A 16,964-nucleotide genomic window follows, 5' to 3' on the forward strand; every position below is an offset into this window, starting at 1 on the left:
GAAATGAGCGGTGCGGATATCTCAGTAGCAGAGAGCAGGGTTTGCAAAAGTAAACCCGTTGTAGTGGCTCATCATCAATCGGTACAGTGTTATTTTTGTCCGGAAACCGAAGAGTTGGTTTTTATTGCTGACAGTGAGGCTGCAGAGTTTGAGGCGCATTGGAAGGAAATGCAACAGTGCGTAAATGATTTTCATCAGGAAAAAATTAATTACTCCGTTGCAATTGAAAAATATGGAATTGCTGCAGAAACCACAGCAGCGCCTGAGGCGTCATTTCATGACGCTGTAGTGCGAGCTGAGGAAAATTTGGAGTTGAAGCGAAAAGAATTAAAAGAAAAAATTGGTGAGTTTTCTACCCGGGACATGAAATATAATGATGTTGTGGAGCTTGTTCCTGTTAGTGGCCAGTCTGCTAAAAGAAAAGCTGGTGAGAAACGAGCGCCTGTAGTTTATGTAAAAAAAGGTTACTACAGTAAAGGCAAGGATGGCAGAAAACTCCATACTGTGTCGTTGAAAAGTAGTGACAAAAAAGGCGGCGCTGAAAGTATCTTTGAGCGACGCAGGGATGGAAAAATTCGACGCATAGACGACAAGAAGCTTAAGAGGCAGCTTGCCGGATTGAATTGGCCAAAAATAAAAATTGATCTGAAGGATGTTGTTAAATGGGCAGGCCTTGGTTTTGATCCTGAGGCGCTGAGTATGGATTGTTCACTTTTTGACTGGGCAGATAGCTGGAATGCTGCCGCACAAGGTGAGGCAAAGTGGGGGGATCATATTGATTTTGAGGGCGGAGCACAGTTTATGCGCTTTGTTTCCAATTTCGGCGCAAATGTTGAAATTGATCCACGTAAGCAACAATTCTCCATCAAAGGAGAGGGTGGCGGCAGCTTAACTGCGGCTGCCGGCATAGCCTCCTTTTCAATTTACGCCCCGGATCGCATCGGATGGGCGCTTACAGTTAATCCCTCTGATGAGAACGAGGTCCCGTTTGATTTAGGGATGATGCGCTTAAGTTTGAACGTTCGCTTGGCCGCATTTATTGGAGCGACGCTTCAGGTGGAGGCTCAATTCCAGGTGGTCAGTAGTGGTGGCCAGCAAACCGTCATGGGCCAACCTGGTCGTTTGAGACCTTTCAGTGAAAGAAAAATCAAAGCTTACGATTTTCATAAGCAGATGAGCAGTGAAGATGAAGGGATAAAACTTTCGGCAGAAGCTTTTGCGGGTGCGAGGGCGGAAGGAACACTGACGGGATCACTGCAATGGTTAAAGCCGACAGCGGCAGGGGAAACAAATGGCGGTATATTGGAGACTACTGGAGAGTACGTCGATTTTTGTAAAATAGGACCCAGTATTGCAGGGTTGGCGGGGGTGGGCGCCGGCTTAAGTTTTCACTGTACTTTTATTAATGGGAAGTTTTGTTTTCATTTTGCAGCCTCTCTATGCAAAGGGGCGGGTGCCAAAGGTGGCTTTATTTGTGAGGTGGATGGCAATACCTTTCTGGAGTTTGGTGCTTGGTTGATTTATCAACTGAATCAAAGGGATTATGGTTTTTTTAGAGTCATGGATGTTGATGCATTTAGTGTGTATACGAAGTATTGTGTTATGCAAATGGAGGTCGTTGAAGCTAATGTATATGAGCATTACTCATTCGCAAAAGAATCGATTGAAAAAATTGTAAATGATTTCACAAAACAGGTTGGTGAATTGGCTGATGAGACGAAGAGGAGTGTTGATGCTTCGAGACGACGGAATCAGTTAGCTAAAAATGTTATCACCCGACAGTTGGATCTGTTGCGCTACACACCTGAGGCTAAGGGTATATTGCTTTACCTTCTGACGCGTCATGGTAAGTGGGATAATATAGACCCAGGAAACATAGGTTTTCTCGATCGCTACGGCGAACGAAAAGAGGCGGTGCTTTGTGTCCTCAGAAGTATTCAGAGCAAGCGGGAGTGGCATAAAGTATTGTCTCGTGTCAATGCCCAGGGAAATGCCCCATCAGAGGGCTACGATGAGTTGGACGCCGTCGAGCGGCATGAGCGAAGCCTGGTAGACTTTCTTGAGTTAGGAAAGGATCGAGATAGAGAATTCTATGAAATAAAATATGAGCGAAGCGAATTGGCCGTAATTTATGATCGGTTGAAGGAGTTTGGTTCTTATGGTTATGCGCTCGCTATGAATGACACGGTCTATTATAAGCTAAACGTTGGTCGTAATCCGAATTACCCGCGACGCTGCAAGTTTGGTCCTTGTGGTGCGGATATTGTCTGAGTAAATCTCATTGGAGTGGCTGTGAAGATTTTTAAGGTGTCTATATTTTGTTTGGTTTCTTTGAGTTTATCAGGCTGTGACCAGTTGGCGAGCGAAGTTGATTATAAGGAGCCCAGGATAACGCCGATAGAGATGAAGCATTTTATCGAAGAAGTAAAAAGGGATTTGGTGTTTGTTGAGGGTGGTGAATATTTGATGGGGGATTATGGCTTGGAGTACGGGTCGGAGCAAATGTCTTATGATAGTGATGGAGACAGTCGGCCGGTACATAAGGTCAAGTTGAGCACCTTTTCTATTGCAAGATTCAAGATCTCAAATAAAGAGTTTGAGATGTATCTTAAAAGCAATGGTCTTAAGTTGCGTTCTTTTGAGGTAGGGGGAATACAGGAAAAGTGGAAGAACATTCATTCTTTACCTGATTTGCCAGCGCATATGGACTGGTATGAAGCCGAACGCTATTGCAACTGGCTGGCTAAAGTGTCCAATCTTCCTTTCTCATTACCCACGGAGGCCCAGTGGGAGTACGCGGCACGCAGCCGCGGGCAGTTTTTGATGGTGGCCACTGATGACGGTACTTATAAGCAGACCAATGATGGTTTTACTAAATATGGGGGAGGACCAAAAGGAATTAACATTTCTACTTATCGAGATCGTAAGGATTTTGCTAGAGAAATGGGGTGGAGCACGGACGGGCTTACGCCCTTGCCGGTAGACAGGTTTCCTCCCAATCCGTTGGGCCTTTATGCCATGTCGGATAATGGGCTGGAGTGGGTTAAGGATTGGTATGACGAAAATTATTATCAGTACTCCCCTGAAATTGACCCCCAGGGGCCGGAAACACCAGTGACCAAGGACTACTATGGCCGGGATACAAAAGTTACACGTGGTCAGGCATATGCCAATCCCAGCTGGGGAGGAGGAGTGAATGTGCACAGAACCCCTGAGAATCCGCATGGTTATGCATCCGAAGATAAAATGATTGTGTTGGGCGACAAAACGGCGAGGTGTGTTGTTAACAGTGACAATCGGATTGAGTAATGGTGGGCTCTAAATTTCAGGGGGTATTTAAACATAGGCTGCCTGAAAGGCGGGTGATGATCTTATTTTTGAGTGCTTAATAATATGCGCGGAGTTATTCGTGTTGGCGACAAACTGTCTTCGGGAGGCAAGGTACTTGCCGGCACCCGTGGATTGAAATTTATGCAGCTTGATGTCGCTTGCGTAGGTGATGCTGTTTTTTGTCCAATACCTGGGCACGGCGTGAATGAAATAGCAGAGGGGGATACAGGTTCGAAAGTTAAAGGTCGGCCCATTGCTTTAGACGGTCATTGCTGTTCCTGTGGTTGTGAGTTAATCACGTCGCTTCCTCAAGCAGGTAGGCTGTGAGATGGCAGTTGACCTGAACTCATTACCCGAGAGGCGATTGCTACCCCGGCAACCTCGGCACTGGCGGTGGGGTGTGGTCATCTTGCTTTGTTCGCTCGTAATTGGCGGGTTGATGGCCCTGCTTTGGCGGGTGGACAGTTGGCATACATCATTTTGGTTTTGGATCTGCGCATTATTAGGAGTTTTGATTACCGGGTTAGTGTTCTACGCACTGCGTTTGTTGGCGTACGAGAAACATCGAGATTATATAGAGAGCTGGAATGAGAGTCGCGATGAGTTGGAGCGGTCACTCATTCGGCGCGGCCAGCGTACGGTTGCCGTATTGGCCGTATCCTATTGTTCTGGGGCGGGTAATAATAAACTTGCTCAGGCCCTGCGTTTGGGTAGTAAGCCTCTCCAACCTATTTATCTGGAAGGACAAGCCTTGACAATGCGGTTGAGCCAATTAAAACCGTCGGTACAAAATCACTCAAAGTCCGAATACGCTAAGCGTTTACGTGGATTTTTACAAAAAGTTGTACGTGGGTTGGAGTCTGATTTAGAGATCGGGGCGCGCAGTCTTGCTGTGGATGTTCGTATTAGGCATAACCAAGTGCTTTGCAATGAAGAGCTTCTGTCTATTTGGTCTGCAGTTACCACCAACCACCGTTTAACTGATAACGTGGTCTTTGCAATGGACGATGATGGCGTAATGTGGCTGGACACTTGGTTGGATGCGCCGGAACGACATCAACTGTTAATGTCCGTTGAAATTAATCTTTTTCTAAACCCCGTTGCTGAACAGGCCGAGACCGTGACAGCTGTGTTGTTGGGCTCTTCGCAGTGGTGTAACACGCAAAAAATTGATTCGATCGCCCTGGTTCATCGCCCTGTCCAACTTGAGTGCGCTGGTCGCTCTATCAAGGATGCAGTTACGGATGCATTTCTTTGGGGGCAACTGCGTGCCGGAGAAGAAACGTACTTCAGTTGGCAGGCTCAGGTGCCTGGTGACGTTTTACGTGAGACAAGTATCGCTGTGAATGCAGCACGTTTCCCTTTTAACGTGGCCAGGTGTCATCGATTGGATGATTCGTTTGGTTTACCTGGATGTGCAGTAGGTAATGTCGCATTAATCGTTGCTAGTGAGTGTGCCAAGGCGGAGGACGGTCCGCAGGTGGTCCTGCTACACGATGCCTCTGCTCAAATTTTTATTGTCCGGCCTGCATGAGATCTTGAAATAGGGATTGATCGTGAAAAAGAAGAGAATCAGCGTCTGGATAGTGATCCTGTGTTTGCTCGTTGCGGGTGGGGTATTGATCTGGGTCGATAATCCCGTAGTGCAGGTGAGGAGTGAGACTGCACGCTTGCAATGGACAGCAGTGTTGTTGATCGGCTGTTTGATATTTCTCTTTCTCGATGGCGTCGGCGAATTGGCTATCCGAATGTTGGGCGCGAGAGATTTTATTGCTCTGATGGGACAAAAGCTCGGAGTCAACCGGACTCGTTCGACTGGCAGTAACGTGGTTTCTAATGCTGAGGATCCTTTCGGCGTACCCGAGTTGAGGGCGCATTTGAAGGGACGCTACGGCTTCTTCTGGCGGCGCAAAATTCGACTGTTGTTGGTGGTCGGTGAGTCTGAGCAGATCGAGGCGATTGCCCCTGGGTTGAGCGAGCAGCGTTGGCTGGAAGGGCAAAACACCGTGCTGCTGTGGGCCGGCAGCATCCAAGGTGAACCGCAAGACGCGTTGCTTTTGCAGTGGCGCGGCCTATGCCGCAACTGTGCGCTCAATGGGGTGGTCTGGGTGTTGAACAAAGACCAAAGCAATAACGTGAGCGCGATGAACGATAGCGTTCGTCGTTTGCAGAATCTGGCCAAAACCCTACGCTGCCAATTGCTGCTGCATGTGTGGCAGGTCTGCGACAGTATGTGGCCGCAGCACGCGCGCGAAATCGGAGCGGTAGGCTGCATGCTCCCGGTACCATTATCGCCAGTGCGGCTCGCCGACCACTTAGGCATGCTCGCACAACCCTTACGTGAGCAGGGTCTATCGCAGCTTCAAAAAGACTCTGATCATGATTTCTTGCTTCGATTGTCACGCGATGTTGCGACCGAGGGTGTCTCCGGATGGTGCGCTGCATTGTCCGCGCTGTTCCGGCGACGCGACGTTTGGTTGCGTGGAGTGTGGTTCAGCTTACCGCTGCGACTCCAGAACAACCTTCGCGTGGATCATCACTGGCCTGAAGACCCAGCATGGTCAGGGATCCTCAACGATCGCTCCGCCCGAGCCCGGCGACTGGGTTGGCACCCAGCCAGAGTCGCCTACGTTTCTGCGCTCGGCCTCGCTTTCATTTGGGGCATCGGCTTGCTGTTGTCGTTTGCGAGCAACCGTGCCGAGGTCGGTCAGATAGCGGCGGCGTACAGCGCTTTGCAGCAGCCTGTAGCAGGTACAGACACTAAACAGGCACTGGGTGAGCTGGTACGCGAACTCTCCCGCCTGGGCTACCGATCAGAACACGGCGCACCGTGGTATCAGCGCTTTGGCCTGAGCCGGTCGCACGAGCTGCGTGAAGCGGTGTGGCCCCTCTATACGCAGGCCAATAACCAGCTGCTCCGTGACCCAGCCGTCGCTGAGCTGGAAAAACGGCTCAAGGCGTTGGTCAACTTGCCTCCGGCGAGCTCTCAGCGGACACAGCAGGCTTACATCTACCTCAAAGCCTATCTGATGCTGGCGCGCCCAGAAAAAGCCGATGCTGCTTTCCTGGCCGAGACCTTGGGCGCTGCCGAACCGACATTGTGGACATTCTACGGCCAGCATCTGCCCGAGCACCCTGACTGGGCGATCAAGGCCAATCTCAGGTTGATCGCCCAAACACGCCAGGTGCTGCTGCGTGAACTGGGTCAGCGAAACGCTGAAAGCAGCCTGTACCAGCAGGTCCTCGACACCGCGGCGAACCACTACCCGGCGTTGGGTTTGCAACAGCTGGTCGGCGACACCGATGCAAGCGCTCTGTTCGCCAGTGCTGAACAGGTCCCCGGTGTATTCACCCGCCAAGCCTGGGAAGGGCAGGTTCGTGCAGCCATTGAAGACTCGGCGCAAGCCCGGCGCGAAGAGATCGACTGGGTACTCAGCGACCACCCCAACGACATCGCCAAGGCGCTGAGCCCCGACCAGCTTAGGGAGCGGTTGACCACCCGCTACTTCCAGGATTACAGCAGTGCCTGGCTAACCTTCCTCAACAGCCTGCGCTGGCAGCAGGGCCATGGCCTGCGCGATGTGATTGCACAGTTGACGCTGGTGAGTGACGTGCGCCAGTCACCATTGATCGCCTTGATGAACACGTTGAGCTACCAGGGCCAGGCCGGCGTTCGTGGCCAGGCCCTGGCCGATTCCCTGATCGAATCCGCGCAGAAGCTGGTAGGGCAAAAAGCAGCACCGATCGTCGATCAACTTCCCCAAACACCCAGCGGCCCGCTCGATAGTACCTTTGGCCCTTTGATGGCGTTGCTGGGCAAGGACACTGAAGGGCGATCAGTCGATGGCCGCCTGAGCCTGCAAGCCTTCCTCACGCGGGTCACCGGTGTGCGCTTGAAGCTGCAGCAGGTGGTCAATGCGCCCGATCCCGAGGCGATGATGCAGGCCGTGGCACAGACGGTATTCCAAGGCAAAGGCGCGGACCTGACCGACACCCAGGCCTATGGCAACCTGATCGCCGCCAGCCTCGGCGCCGACTGGGGGCCAGCGGCCAATACGCTGTTCGTGCAGCCGCTGGATCAGGCGTGGCAACAGATTCTGCAGCCGTCGTCGGCCGGCCTCAACCGGACCTGGCAGCGCGCGATCGTCGATGAGTGGCAGGGCGCTTTCAGCGGCCGCTATCCCTTCGCCGTCACCAGCAGTGACGCCTCATTGCCCATGCTGGGGCAGATGATCCGCGCCGACTCCGGGCGGATCGAACAGTTTCTGGCACAGCAACTCACGGGACTTCTGCGCAAGGAAGGCAGCCGCTGGGTGGCCGACGCGGGGCAGAGCCAGGGGCTGCGTTTCAACCCGGACTTTCTCACCGCGATCAACCAGCTGAGCCAGTTGGCCGATGTGCTGTACACCGATGGCGGTATGGGCTTGAGCTTCGAGCTGCAAGGCAAGCCTGTGCGTGATGTGGTGCAGACCACCTTCGTACTCAACGGTGAAAAGCACCACTACTTCAACCAGCGAGAAAGCTGGCAACGCTTTCGCTGGCCCGGGCAGGGTGATCATCCGGGTATCAGCCTGACGTGGAGCAGTGTTCATACCGGCGAACGTCTGTTTGCGGACTACCAGGGCACCTGGGGGCTGATTCGTTTGTTGGAGCAGGCCAACGTCACGGCGTTGGATGACGGCGACAGTCGCTTTCGGGTCGTGCTGGATGCGCCAGATGGCCTGGGCCTGACTTGGCATTTGCGCACGGAGTTGGGCGAAGGGCCGCTGGCGCTGCTCAAGTTACGCGGGTTCAGCCTGCCGCGAGAGATCTTTCTGGTAGAGGGCCGTGATACCCCGCAGTACACGCACAATGGGGGCTTCGAATGAGCCTGAAAAGCCTGATCGAAAGCTGTTTGTCCACCAGCGAGCCACTGGTCATTGCCCGCAAACACAGCGAATCCTGGGAGCCTTGGCTAACGCCCATCAGCGGTGATGCACCGGTGGGAGAGGACCCGGGCTACGACGACGATTTCCAGCGCATGCGCGAAGAGGTCAACAAACTCTCCGGGGCGGATGTCGACCTTGTGGCCCAACTGGCGCAGAAGCTGCTCCAGCAGTCCTGCAAAGACCTTCGTGTTGCCACCTACTACCTGTGGGCACGCTTGCATAGGGACGGTGAGTCCGGCTTGGCAGATGGCCTGAGTTTGCTGGCGGCGCTGATGGAGCGCTATGCCTGCGACATCCTGCCGGCGCGTCCCAATAGCCGCAAAATGGCCCTGGAGTGGCTTGCCGGCAGCAGGGTCCTGGCAAGCCTGTCGCTGTACCCTCAGGTGGTCAAGGCTGAAACTGAGCGAACGGTGGCTGCGCTGGTGTGGTTGGAGCACGGCTGCAGCAACTGGCCCGCAGACCAGCGCCCGCGGCTGGACGCCTTGTACGGCGCCCTCAGCAATAGACTCGCTATGTCGGGAGGTGTTGATGCAATCGTCCCGCAGACCAGCAGTGACTCACCGCCGAGAAGTAGCGCCCCTGGCCCGAGCGCATCACCCATCAAGTCCGGTCGCGATTTGCTGGACAGTGGCCGGGGCTTGGCCAGCTACCTGCGTGAACAACCAGAAGGTTGGCTGGCAGCGCATAGGCTGATGAAGAGCTTGCGTTGGGACACCGTGCATCAGGTACCACCGCAAGACGCACAGGGTATTACCCGGCTGGCGCCCCCGCGCGGTGAATACCGTGCCCAGTTAAAACGCCTGCACGTGCAGCAACGCTGGAGTGAGTTGATCGACCAGGCCGAGCGGGTGTATGCCGAGGGTGTCAACCATTTCTGGTTGGACCTGCAATGGCATCTGCATCAAGCCTTGAGCAAATCACCCCAACCGCAGGATAGCTGGGCAGCCATCGTCAAACATGACCTGAACATGCTGCTGCAGCGCTTGCCTGGGCTGGACATGCTGTATTGGAACGATGGCTCGGCCTTCGCGGATGAGACCACACGCGAGTGGATCAACCAGCACGTCAGCGACAGCCGCGCCGCGCAATGGCTGCCTGCTGCAGCCTCGGCAACCACAACGGCAACCTGCGAAATCCTCGCGCTGGAACCTGAGGCACTGGCACAAGCCGATGCTGAGGGTGTCGAGCAAGCGCTGGCGTGGCTTGCAAACCGGCCTGATACGCAGGCCGGGCGGCAACGCTGGTTGCTGCGCCTGCTGATGGCCCGGGTGGCCGAGCAGTACGGCAAGACCGAACTGGCCATTCATTTGTTCACTGAGCTGGATACCACCGCGCACCACCACGCACTGACCCTCTGGGAGCCTGAGCTGATTTTCGAGGTCAAGGCGCGCTTGCTCAAGCTCTTGCGCTTGAAGGCACAGCGCAACGATGCCGACCGGCCAGCACTGGCGCGGCAGATGGAGCAACAGCTGGCGGCGCTGGTAGCCATTGACCCGGTACGCGCTGCGGTGCTGTGCAGCTAACTCACATTGATCAGGATCCTGTTTTGAGTAAGGACAACCCAACCCTACGGTACTTCGATGCCGAGATGCGCTACCTGCGCGAAGCGGGTAAAGAATTTGCCCAGGCGTTTCCAGACCGCGCGGCGCAACTGAATCTGGATAAACCTGGGGCGCAGGACCCTTATGTGGAGCGCCTGTTCGAGGGCTTCGCGTTCTTGATGGGGCGCCTGCGCGAAAAACTGGACGACGATTTGCCCGAACTGACCGAGGGGCTGGTCAGCCTGCTGTGGCCTCACTACCTGCGCACCATCCCCTCGCTGGCCATCGTTGAGCTTATGCCTGATATCAGCCAGATGAAGGGCACCGAATCCATTGCCAGGGGGTTCCAGGTGCTGTCTCAGCCAGTGGGTCCGCAACGTACCCGCTGCCGCTATTCCACGACACAGGATCTGCCACTTCAGCCGCTCACGCTCGACACCGTGCGGCTTGATCACAAGCCTGATGGGCGTGCGGTGCTGCGTTTGCGCTTCTTGTGCGGGGAGATGGCAGATTGGAGCCGGCTGGATCTTGCTCAGATACCGCTGTACCTCAACGCCGATGCTGCATTGGCCAGTGCACTGCATCAAGCACTGACCTTGAAGGTACAGGCGCTGTATGTGCGAATGCCGGGCGAGGCAGAACGCCAAGTACTTGAAGGCCACTTCAAGCCCAAGGGCTTCGCTGACGATGACCGTCTTTGGCCCAAAGGTGATAGTGCGTTCAGTGGCTATCAGCTGCTGCTTGAGTACTTCACCTTCCGCGAAAAATTCATGTTCGTGACGCTGTGCGGTTTGCAATCGTTGTCATTGCCACTGGGCGCTACTGGGTTCGAGCTTGATGTCGTGCTGTGTGAAGCCTGGTCGCATGCCTTCACGCCCAACGAGGAGCACATGCGTTTACATGCGGTCCCCGTGATCAATTTATTCCCCCTGGATGCGGATCCGCTCAACCTGGACCCACTGCAGAACGAATACCTGCTTCGCCCCATGCGGCTGCAGGACGGGCACACGGAAATCTATTCCGTAGACAGGGTCTTCGGTTCGAAAAACAGTGTCCGTCAGGACTACGTGCCTTTCAGCAGCTTTCGCCACAAGGGTGGCATGCTCCGCGATGAAGCCCCGGAGCGGTATTTTCATACCCGCCTCAGGCAGGGCGCCAATGGTCTTCATGACACCTGGCTGATCCTGGGCGGGGAAGGCTTTGACAACGATGTGCTGCTCAAGCGCAAAAGCCTGTCACTGCGCCTTACCGGGACCAATGGCCAACTGCCGCGCAAGGCCCTGCGCAGTACATTGCTCGACACTGCCGCGCAATCTACCCAGGCCGGGCTGCAGGTGCGCAACCTGACCTCACCCACGCTTCCATGTTATCCGCCGAATCGTGATCGGTTCCACTGGCGGGTACTGAGCCACCTGGGCTCGAACTTCTTGCCCATGCTCAACAGTGCCGAAGTGCTGCGTGGCACGCTGGCGTTGTACGAGTGGACGGGGAGTGAAACCAATCGCCGTCGCTTGGAGGCCATCGTTGAAGTCAGGCATCACCTTATCCAGCGGTTCGAAAAAGGGTTCCTGCTGCGCGGCGTGGATATCGAGGTGACGCTCGACAGCAATGGTTTTTCGGGGGAGGGGGACATCTGCCTGTTCGGTGAAATGCTCAGCCGGTTCTTCGCGCTGTATGCCGACATTCACTTGTGCACGCAACTGACGTTGATCCTGCAACCGACGGGGAGGTGCCTGCGATGGAGCGAACATCACAGTCAGCGTATTCCAGGCTGAAGGCAGAAGGGCTTTTGCAGGTGCTGGAGGGGCAGGTTGCCTCGGCCAACGTGTATCGCGTCTGCCAGTTGGTGGAGCAGGTACTGGCCGATCATCCACCGCTGGGCAGTACCACACACCCGGTTGATGATGGGGTCCGCTTTCGGCCCGACCCAGGCATGGGCTTTCCCGCCAGTGAGCTGAAGGCCATAGAGTTCGACGACGCCTGTCCCGAACGCCCTATAACGATACGAACGCGGCTACTGGGCTTGTACGGCGTCGATTCGCCGCTGCCCACCGCCTATCTGGACGACATCGCCCAGCGCCGTGAGGGCCACGAAGCTGTAGAGGCGTTTCTCGATATCTTCAACCATCGGGTGTTCACCCAGTTCTATCGGATCTGGCGCAAATACTCGTATCCCGCCACCTTTGAGGCGGGCGGTAGCGATGCGACATCACAGTGCCTGTTGGGCTTGATCGGCCTTGGAGTACCCGGTACTGCCGAGCGTATCGCCACGCCCATGTCTCGCTTTTTGGCATTGCTCAGCGTGATGCGCTTGCCGACCCGCAACGCTGAGGGCATTGGCGCGTTGGTCAAGCTGCTGGCGCCGAGCACGGAGGCACATGTCACCGGGCATTGGCCGCAACGTGTCGTGCTTGAGCGACCAGCCAGCCTGGAAACGAAAAGCCCGGTAAGTCTTTCCCAAGGCATGCCGCTAGGCGCTGTCGGAACGGATGCGAACAGCCAGTTGCGCCTGTTGCTGCACACCAATGATCCGGAAGAGGCGCGCGAGTGGCTTCCTGGGGGGCAGTTGCTGCTCGACTTGCGGGTGCTGCTGGAGGTGTACCTGGGGTGGCGCTGTACGGCCAAGCTACAGCTGTCGATTCCGCTGCGTCTGCTGCCCGTGCAGGCACTGGGCCGTACGCAAGTCAGGTTGGGAATGACGGCAGTACTGGGCTTGCCGACGGGCGAAGAGGCTACAGCCCACACCGCCACCATCACAGTCAACCTGGGCCGCTATCAAGGCTTGCAACTGAATCCTTGCAACAGGGAGGTAGCGCATGTGGCGTACCGCTTCTAAACGCTTCACGGTCGTGGCGCTGGCCACCCTGCTGGGCGGCTGCGGCCTCACCCAGAAGGTTGTGGATGGTACCGCTTCTACGGCCCGTGCGGTTTTCTACAAGCAAGTCAAAACACTGCATCTGGATTTCACCGGCCGGTCAGCGATGAATACCGACAGCATCGAGATGAGCGGGTTGTCCGTTCCGGTGCTGGTGCGTGTCTACCAGTTGCGTGATCACCAGGCACTGGACAAGGCAACCTACGACGATCTGGTCAGCCACGGCGAGCGCGTGCTGGGTGGCGACTTGTTGAACGAAAAGGCCGTAGTGGTCAAACCTGGTGCGGCGGCTCAGCTCAGCACGCCTTTGCACAGGCAGGCTCAGTACATTGTCGTGATTGCCTTGTTCCGAAACCCGGACATGGAGGAAAACACGTGGCGCCTGACTTTGCAGCGTGATGACCTCGACCCGGACCAGCCCAGGGTCGTCGAGTTGGGTGACAACCGCTTGAAGTTGCGCCCGCGCAGCGAGGACTGAACGCATGATCGAACCAAGCCCTTCGCTTTACGAAACGCTGCTGCAGAATTTCAGCGGCGAGTTGGAGCTGGATCGGGTCAGTGATGATGATCAGCTGACGCTTTCGGTGCTGGACAATCTTCAGCGCATTCTAAACAGCCGGGCCGGAACACTCGCCCACCTTCCGGACTATGGCTTGCCGGATATGGGCACGGTTCTACAGGGGTTGCCGGCCTCGGCCCATGATTTGATGAACGACATCGTAGGCACCTTGCGCAGGTATGAGCCGCGGCTCGCAGAGGTACGCATCGGGTTGCTGCCTCAGCGACGGCCAGGCCATCTGGAATACGCACTCGACGTACACATCAAGGGCGGTAGCCGGGCCACCTTTGGGACCACGCTTGCACCTGACGGGAGGGTGGTTGTGCGTCACCTGAAGCAGCAAGGCTATCTCACCAAGCCATAGACCTACGGACAAGGAGGCCAGATGACGGCGCTTTTTGAAATGCGAATTCGCCTGGGAGGCGACCCAGGCAGTTTTGATGAGTTCAACGTGTTGCGCGGCGAGTTGGCCAAGCTTGATCATCCCGCGTGTCCTGACGTTGACTGGGCAAAAGTTGAAGCGTTGTGCTTGAGGCTCTTCGAACGGAACGGGGTGGAGCTGCAGACGGCAGTGTCCTTTATCCTGGCGCGTAGCTACCGTACCGGGCTCGCTGGTTTGACCGAGGGGGTGGCACTTCTCTCTACCCTCACGAACGAGTGGCCGCGCTTGTGGCCGTTGCAGGCTTCAGCTCGGATGGATCTCATCGCCTGGTTGTTTGCTCAGCTGCATCCTCTGGTTCGAATGCTGGAATGGGGCAGATCGAGTCTGGCGACGCTGAGGGAATTGACCGTTGAGTTGGGGCGGCTGGAGCACCGTCTGGAGCGGCTTGGTCAAGCCCCCTTGGCTTCGCTGAAGGTGTTTCGACAGCAGATTAGCAACGTGATGCAGCGGATGTCGGGCAGCAGGGACGTGCCGATGCCGCTTCCGTTGCAACCATGGGCATCACCAGCCGAGCCAGCGCCTAGCCCTCCGATCGCTGCGGTTGTCTCAGCACCACCGACGTACACCTTTGTCGTCGAGCCAGCGGCGCAGAAGCGCGCGGTGTTGCCGTGGTTGCTGACACTGACGGTCACCAGTGTCTTTGTGGGGTGGCTGGGCTGGCAAGAATGGGCATCCAGGCGAGTCAACGAGCCCCCCACGCCTGAGCCGATCCAACTCGACAGTCTGAATCTGTTCGATCCGGGCAGTGCCGAACTGAAGCCCGGTTCAACCAAACTGCTGATAAACGCACTGGTTGGCATCAAGGCTCAACCGGGTTGGCTGATCGTTATTTCCGGGCATGCGGATGCGCGGGGTGAGGCGGCCAGGAATCTCGACCTGTCCCGTGCCCGTGCTTCAGCCGTGCGCGACTGGATGCAGCGCATGGGGAACATCCCGGACAGTTGTTTTGCTGTTCAAGGTGTCGCGGCTAGCCAGCCGGTCAGCAGCAACGACACCTTCGATGGGCGGGCGGAGAATCGTCGTGTGGACATTCGTCTGGTGCCACAAGGCACTGCATGTGGCGAGCTGGAGGCCGGGGGGCGTTCGGTGAGAGGTGGCGGGGCTGCGCCAGACGGTGGCGGGGCCTCATGAGCGGTAGCGGTTACCCGCCGGGCTCAAGACCTGTCCGCCCAGGCGCCGCAACGATGGCAACAACTCTGCCCCGAGATGGATCGCTTCCTCCAGGTGGGGAAAACCGGACAGGATGAAGCAGTCCACCCCAATTTGATGGTACTGCTCAATCCGCTCCGCCACCTGCTCATAACTTCCCACCAGTGCCGTGCCTGCGCCGCCGCGGACCAGGCCGACGCCCGCCCAGAGGTTGGCGGACACTTCCAGCTCCCGTGCACCGCGTCCACGGCCCTTGACCAGCCCGGTCTGGCGCGACTGACCTACCGATTCATAAGCCGCCAGTTGCGATTGCGCCCGGTCGATGGCGTCCTTGGGAATTTCCTCCAGCAAGCGCTCCACATGGCTCCAGGCTGCCTCGTCAGTGGCGGCGGCAAACACATGCACGCGCAATCCGAAGCGCAGGGTGCGACCCCGCGTGGCTGCCAGTTCGCGCATGCGCAGGATGCGCTCGGCAATCATCGCCGGCGGCTCGCACCACATCAGGTAGGTCTGGGCATGGGCGGCGCCGACGTGCTCTGCGGCACCGGAGGCGCCACCAAAATAGATGGCCGGCATCTGCGCCCTTGGGTCGATGGGGTGGTCACCGCCGCCGCGGTAGTAGCGCCCGTGATGAGGCGGTCGGCGACCGGACCAGATGGCCTGGAAGGCGTCTAGGAATTCATCGGTACGGGCGTAGCGTTCGTCATGTTCCAGGTAGTCGCCAAGTGAGCGCTGTTCAAAGCGGCTGGAGCCACTGACCACATGCAGGTCCAGGCGGTTGTCGCTGAGCAGTTGCAGGGTGGCGGCGCGGTGCGCGCTCCAGGCGGGCAGTTCCAGCCCTGGGCGCAGGGTCAGGAGAAAGCGCAACCGGCGCACTTCCTGGGCCAGCACCGCGGTGATCAGCCAGGGGTCCTCGAACCCGCTGGCGGTGGGCACCATGATGCCGTCGAAGCCCGACAGCTCGGCGGCGCGCACGATCTGGCGCAGGTAGTCGAGGTTGGGCTCGCGCTCGCCCTGCTGGAATAGCCCGACCTTGGGCAGGCCGCTGCTGGTCAGGTGACGGCCGTCGCCATTGGTGGGCAGAAACCAGTCCAGCTCGATCGGGCCGCGGGGTTCATTGGCCATGTCGTTGGCCCTCCTTGCGCAAGCCCTGGCCATGCAGGAGGGGGAGGATACGCTCGCCGAAGCGCAGCACTTCACTGACGGCCGGCTGGTCCTGGATGATGATCTGTTCGATGCCCACGCCGTGCAGTTCCTGCAGGCGCGTGGCGATTTGCTGCGCGGTGCCCACCAGGTACAGCGGCTGACCGGGCCGCAGCTGCAGCAAATTTGGGTGAATTTCGAACTGCCGCAGTGGATGCCGGTTGCGCGTCAACCGGCGCATCGGCGCGCCGCAGGGTTGGGCCTGGACGTCAGCCGCCAGTTGCCGGGCGGCAGCGTCCCAGGCCTGCTCTTCGCTGTCACCCTGGATCAGGCCGAATGAGCTGGCAAAGCCCAGGCGCCCGGTGGACCCCTCCCGGAGCCGGGAAATTTCCTGTTCCAGCCAACCCGGTGGCGCGGACGGCAGCAGGCACAGGTGAGCATGGGCGGCGATCAGGGCGGCATTCTGGCTGCCATCGAGTATCAATGGCGGCGCGGGCAGCGGGCGCTTGGCGAAGCCAGCGTTCTCCAGCTGGAAGTAACGGCCGCTGTAGTTGAACCCCCCTTCATTGGGGCTCAGCAGGCGCTCGAGGATCTCCAGGTATTCGCCAATCCGCTCGCTGCGCTGATCGCGGTTGAGCCATTCGCCGAAGGTCTTGCGCAGGCTGTGCTGTTCGCTGTCCGGCAGGTGCAGGCGAATCCGGTTGGCACTGATGGACTGCAGGCTCTGCAGCGTGCTGGCCAGTGCAGCCGGCAGCATTACTTCTGCCGGCACGCTGACGGTTAGTTGCACATGGCGGGTATGGGCACACAGCGCAGCCGCCACGCCGAGGCTGTCGGCGCAGGGCGCGCCACCCGGGATCCACAGGCCGTCGATGCCTGCATATTCCACCGCCTGCGCCAGTTGAATCCATTGCCCAGGCGTTGGCACCGGGCTGCAAAATGGCATCTGCCAACTGAATTCAAGGGCCATGCGCGGGCTCCGGGACAGAGAAAGACG

Annotated in this window: 14 protein-coding genes; 11 read left to right on the plus strand and 3 right to left on the minus strand. The window is 57.4% G+C overall.

What is annotated here, in order from left to right; translation table 11 throughout:
* Positions 1 to 3 precede the first annotated feature (3 nt).
* From L6D80_RS05110 to L6D80_RS05125, 4 genes are all read left to right on the plus strand, one after another.
* Positions 4 to 2,271 carry an ATPase gene (locus L6D80_RS05110; RefSeq protein WP_176512833.1) on the plus strand — a complete coding sequence of 756 codons (2,268 nt, stop codon included), beginning with the start codon at positions 4 to 6 and terminating at the stop codon, positions 2,269 to 2,271.
* 21 nt (positions 2,272 to 2,292) lie between these two features.
* Positions 2,293 to 3,309: a formylglycine-generating enzyme family protein gene (locus tag L6D80_RS05115; RefSeq protein ID WP_176512834.1), complete on the plus strand. Its 1,017-nt coding sequence runs from the start codon at positions 2,293 to 2,295 to the stop codon at positions 3,307 to 3,309.
* Between the two features lie 84 nt (positions 3,310 to 3,393).
* Entirely contained in the window at positions 3,394 to 3,657 is a 264-nt protein-coding gene (locus L6D80_RS05120; RefSeq protein ID WP_082422857.1) for a PAAR domain-containing protein, read from the plus strand.
* 112 nt (positions 3,658 to 3,769) lie between these two features.
* Positions 3,770 to 4,864: a hypothetical protein gene (locus tag L6D80_RS05125; RefSeq protein WP_176512835.1), complete on the plus strand. Its 1,095-nt coding sequence runs from the start codon at positions 3,770 to 3,772 to the stop codon at positions 4,862 to 4,864.
* Here the strand turns inward: L6D80_RS05125 and L6D80_RS05130 are convergent.
* Positions 4,845 to 5,375 (minus strand): hypothetical protein, encoded by a 531-nt coding sequence (locus tag L6D80_RS05130; protein WP_236183034.1) that lies wholly within the window; start codon positions 5,373 to 5,375, stop codon positions 4,845 to 4,847. The genes L6D80_RS05125 and L6D80_RS05130 overlap by 20 nt on opposite strands.
* A gap of 276 nt (positions 5,376 to 5,651) precedes the next feature.
* Here L6D80_RS05130 and L6D80_RS05135 point away from each other — a divergent pair, with 276 nt between their 5' ends.
* From L6D80_RS05135 to L6D80_RS05165, 7 genes are read left to right on the plus strand one after another with little or no spacing between them, the layout of a single operon-like run.
* Complete coding sequence (locus L6D80_RS05135) at positions 5,652 to 8,198, plus strand: ImcF-related family protein (RefSeq protein ID WP_236183033.1); 2,547 nt, start codon at positions 5,652 to 5,654, stop codon at positions 8,196 to 8,198.
* Positions 8,195 to 9,781: a type VI secretion system protein TssA gene (gene tssA, locus L6D80_RS05140; protein ID WP_176512836.1), complete on the plus strand. Its 1,587-nt coding sequence runs from the start codon at positions 8,195 to 8,197 to the stop codon at positions 9,779 to 9,781. The genes L6D80_RS05135 and tssA overlap by 4 nt, the downstream gene beginning before the upstream one ends.
* Positions 9,782 to 9,804: 23 nt before the next feature.
* A complete protein-coding gene (gene tssF / locus L6D80_RS05145; RefSeq protein ID WP_176512837.1) occupies positions 9,805 to 11,574 on the plus strand; it encodes a type VI secretion system baseplate subunit TssF in 1,770 nt (589 codons plus the stop codon).
* Positions 11,538 to 12,635: a type VI secretion system baseplate subunit TssG gene (gene tssG, locus L6D80_RS05150; RefSeq protein ID WP_176512838.1), complete on the plus strand. Its 1,098-nt coding sequence runs from the start codon at positions 11,538 to 11,540 to the stop codon at positions 12,633 to 12,635. Before tssF ends, tssG begins: the two co-directional genes overlap by 37 nt.
* Entirely contained in the window at positions 12,616 to 13,152 is a 537-nt protein-coding gene (gene tssJ, locus L6D80_RS05155) for a type VI secretion system lipoprotein TssJ (protein ID WP_176512839.1), read from the plus strand. The genes tssG and tssJ overlap by 20 nt, the downstream gene beginning before the upstream one ends.
* A gap of 4 nt (positions 13,153 to 13,156) precedes the next feature.
* Positions 13,157 to 13,597, plus strand: coding sequence for a type VI secretion system baseplate subunit TssE (tssE, locus tag L6D80_RS05160; RefSeq protein ID WP_054902692.1), 441 nt, complete (start codon positions 13,157 to 13,159; stop codon positions 13,595 to 13,597).
* A gap of 21 nt (positions 13,598 to 13,618) precedes the next feature.
* Entirely contained in the window at positions 13,619 to 14,806 is a 1,188-nt protein-coding gene (locus L6D80_RS05165; RefSeq protein WP_176512840.1) for an OmpA family protein, read from the plus strand.
* Here L6D80_RS05165 and L6D80_RS05170 read toward each other — a convergent pair.
* Positions 14,801 to 15,949, minus strand: a complete 1,149-nt coding sequence (locus tag L6D80_RS05170) for an LLM class flavin-dependent oxidoreductase (protein WP_176512841.1) — start codon at positions 15,947 to 15,949, stop codon at positions 14,801 to 14,803. The genes L6D80_RS05165 and L6D80_RS05170 overlap by 6 nt on opposite strands.
* The gene (locus L6D80_RS05175; RefSeq protein ID WP_176512842.1) at positions 15,939 to 16,937 is read right to left on the minus strand and encodes an LLM class flavin-dependent oxidoreductase; all 999 of its coding nucleotides are present in this window, start codon (positions 16,935 to 16,937) and stop codon (positions 15,939 to 15,941) included. Before L6D80_RS05175 ends, L6D80_RS05170 begins: the two co-directional genes overlap by 11 nt.
* Positions 16,938 to 16,964: the final 27 nt, after the last annotated feature.

This window comes from Pseudomonas ceruminis (genome assembly GCF_021602025.1).
Classification (GTDB): Bacteria; Pseudomonadota; Gammaproteobacteria; order Pseudomonadales; family Pseudomonadaceae; genus Aquipseudomonas; species Aquipseudomonas ceruminis.

Coding starts and splice junctions, on each gene's coding strand:
- L6D80_RS05110 (WP_176512833.1), top strand. CDS start 4: ATGAGCGGTGCGGATATCTCAGTAGCAGAGAGCAGGGTTTGCAAAAGT.
- L6D80_RS05120 (WP_082422857.1), top strand. CDS start 3,394: ATGCGCGGAGTTATTCGTGTTGGCGACAAACTGTCTTCGGGAGGCAAG.
- L6D80_RS05125 (WP_176512835.1), top strand. CDS start 3,770: ATGGCCCTGCTTTGGCGGGTGGACAGTTGGCATACATCATTTTGGTTT.
- L6D80_RS05135 (WP_236183033.1), top strand. CDS start 5,652: ATGCTCGCACAACCCTTACGTGAGCAGGGTCTATCGCAGCTTCAAAAA.
- tssA (WP_176512836.1), top strand. CDS start 8,195: ATGAGCCTGAAAAGCCTGATCGAAAGCTGTTTGTCCACCAGCGAGCCA.
- tssG (WP_176512838.1), top strand. CDS start 11,538: ATGGAGCGAACATCACAGTCAGCGTATTCCAGGCTGAAGGCAGAAGGG.
- tssJ (WP_176512839.1), top strand. CDS start 12,616: ATGTGGCGTACCGCTTCTAAACGCTTCACGGTCGTGGCGCTGGCCACC.
- tssE (WP_054902692.1), top strand. CDS start 13,157: ATGATCGAACCAAGCCCTTCGCTTTACGAAACGCTGCTGCAGAATTTC.
- L6D80_RS05165 (WP_176512840.1), top strand. CDS start 13,619: ATGACGGCGCTTTTTGAAATGCGAATTCGCCTGGGAGGCGACCCAGGC.
- L6D80_RS05170 (WP_176512841.1), bottom strand. CDS start 15,949: ATGGCCAATGAACCCCGCGGCCCGATCGAGCTGGACTGGTTTCTGCCC.
- L6D80_RS05175 (WP_176512842.1), bottom strand. CDS start 16,937: ATGGCCCTTGAATTCAGTTGGCAGATGCCATTTTGCAGCCCGGTGCCA.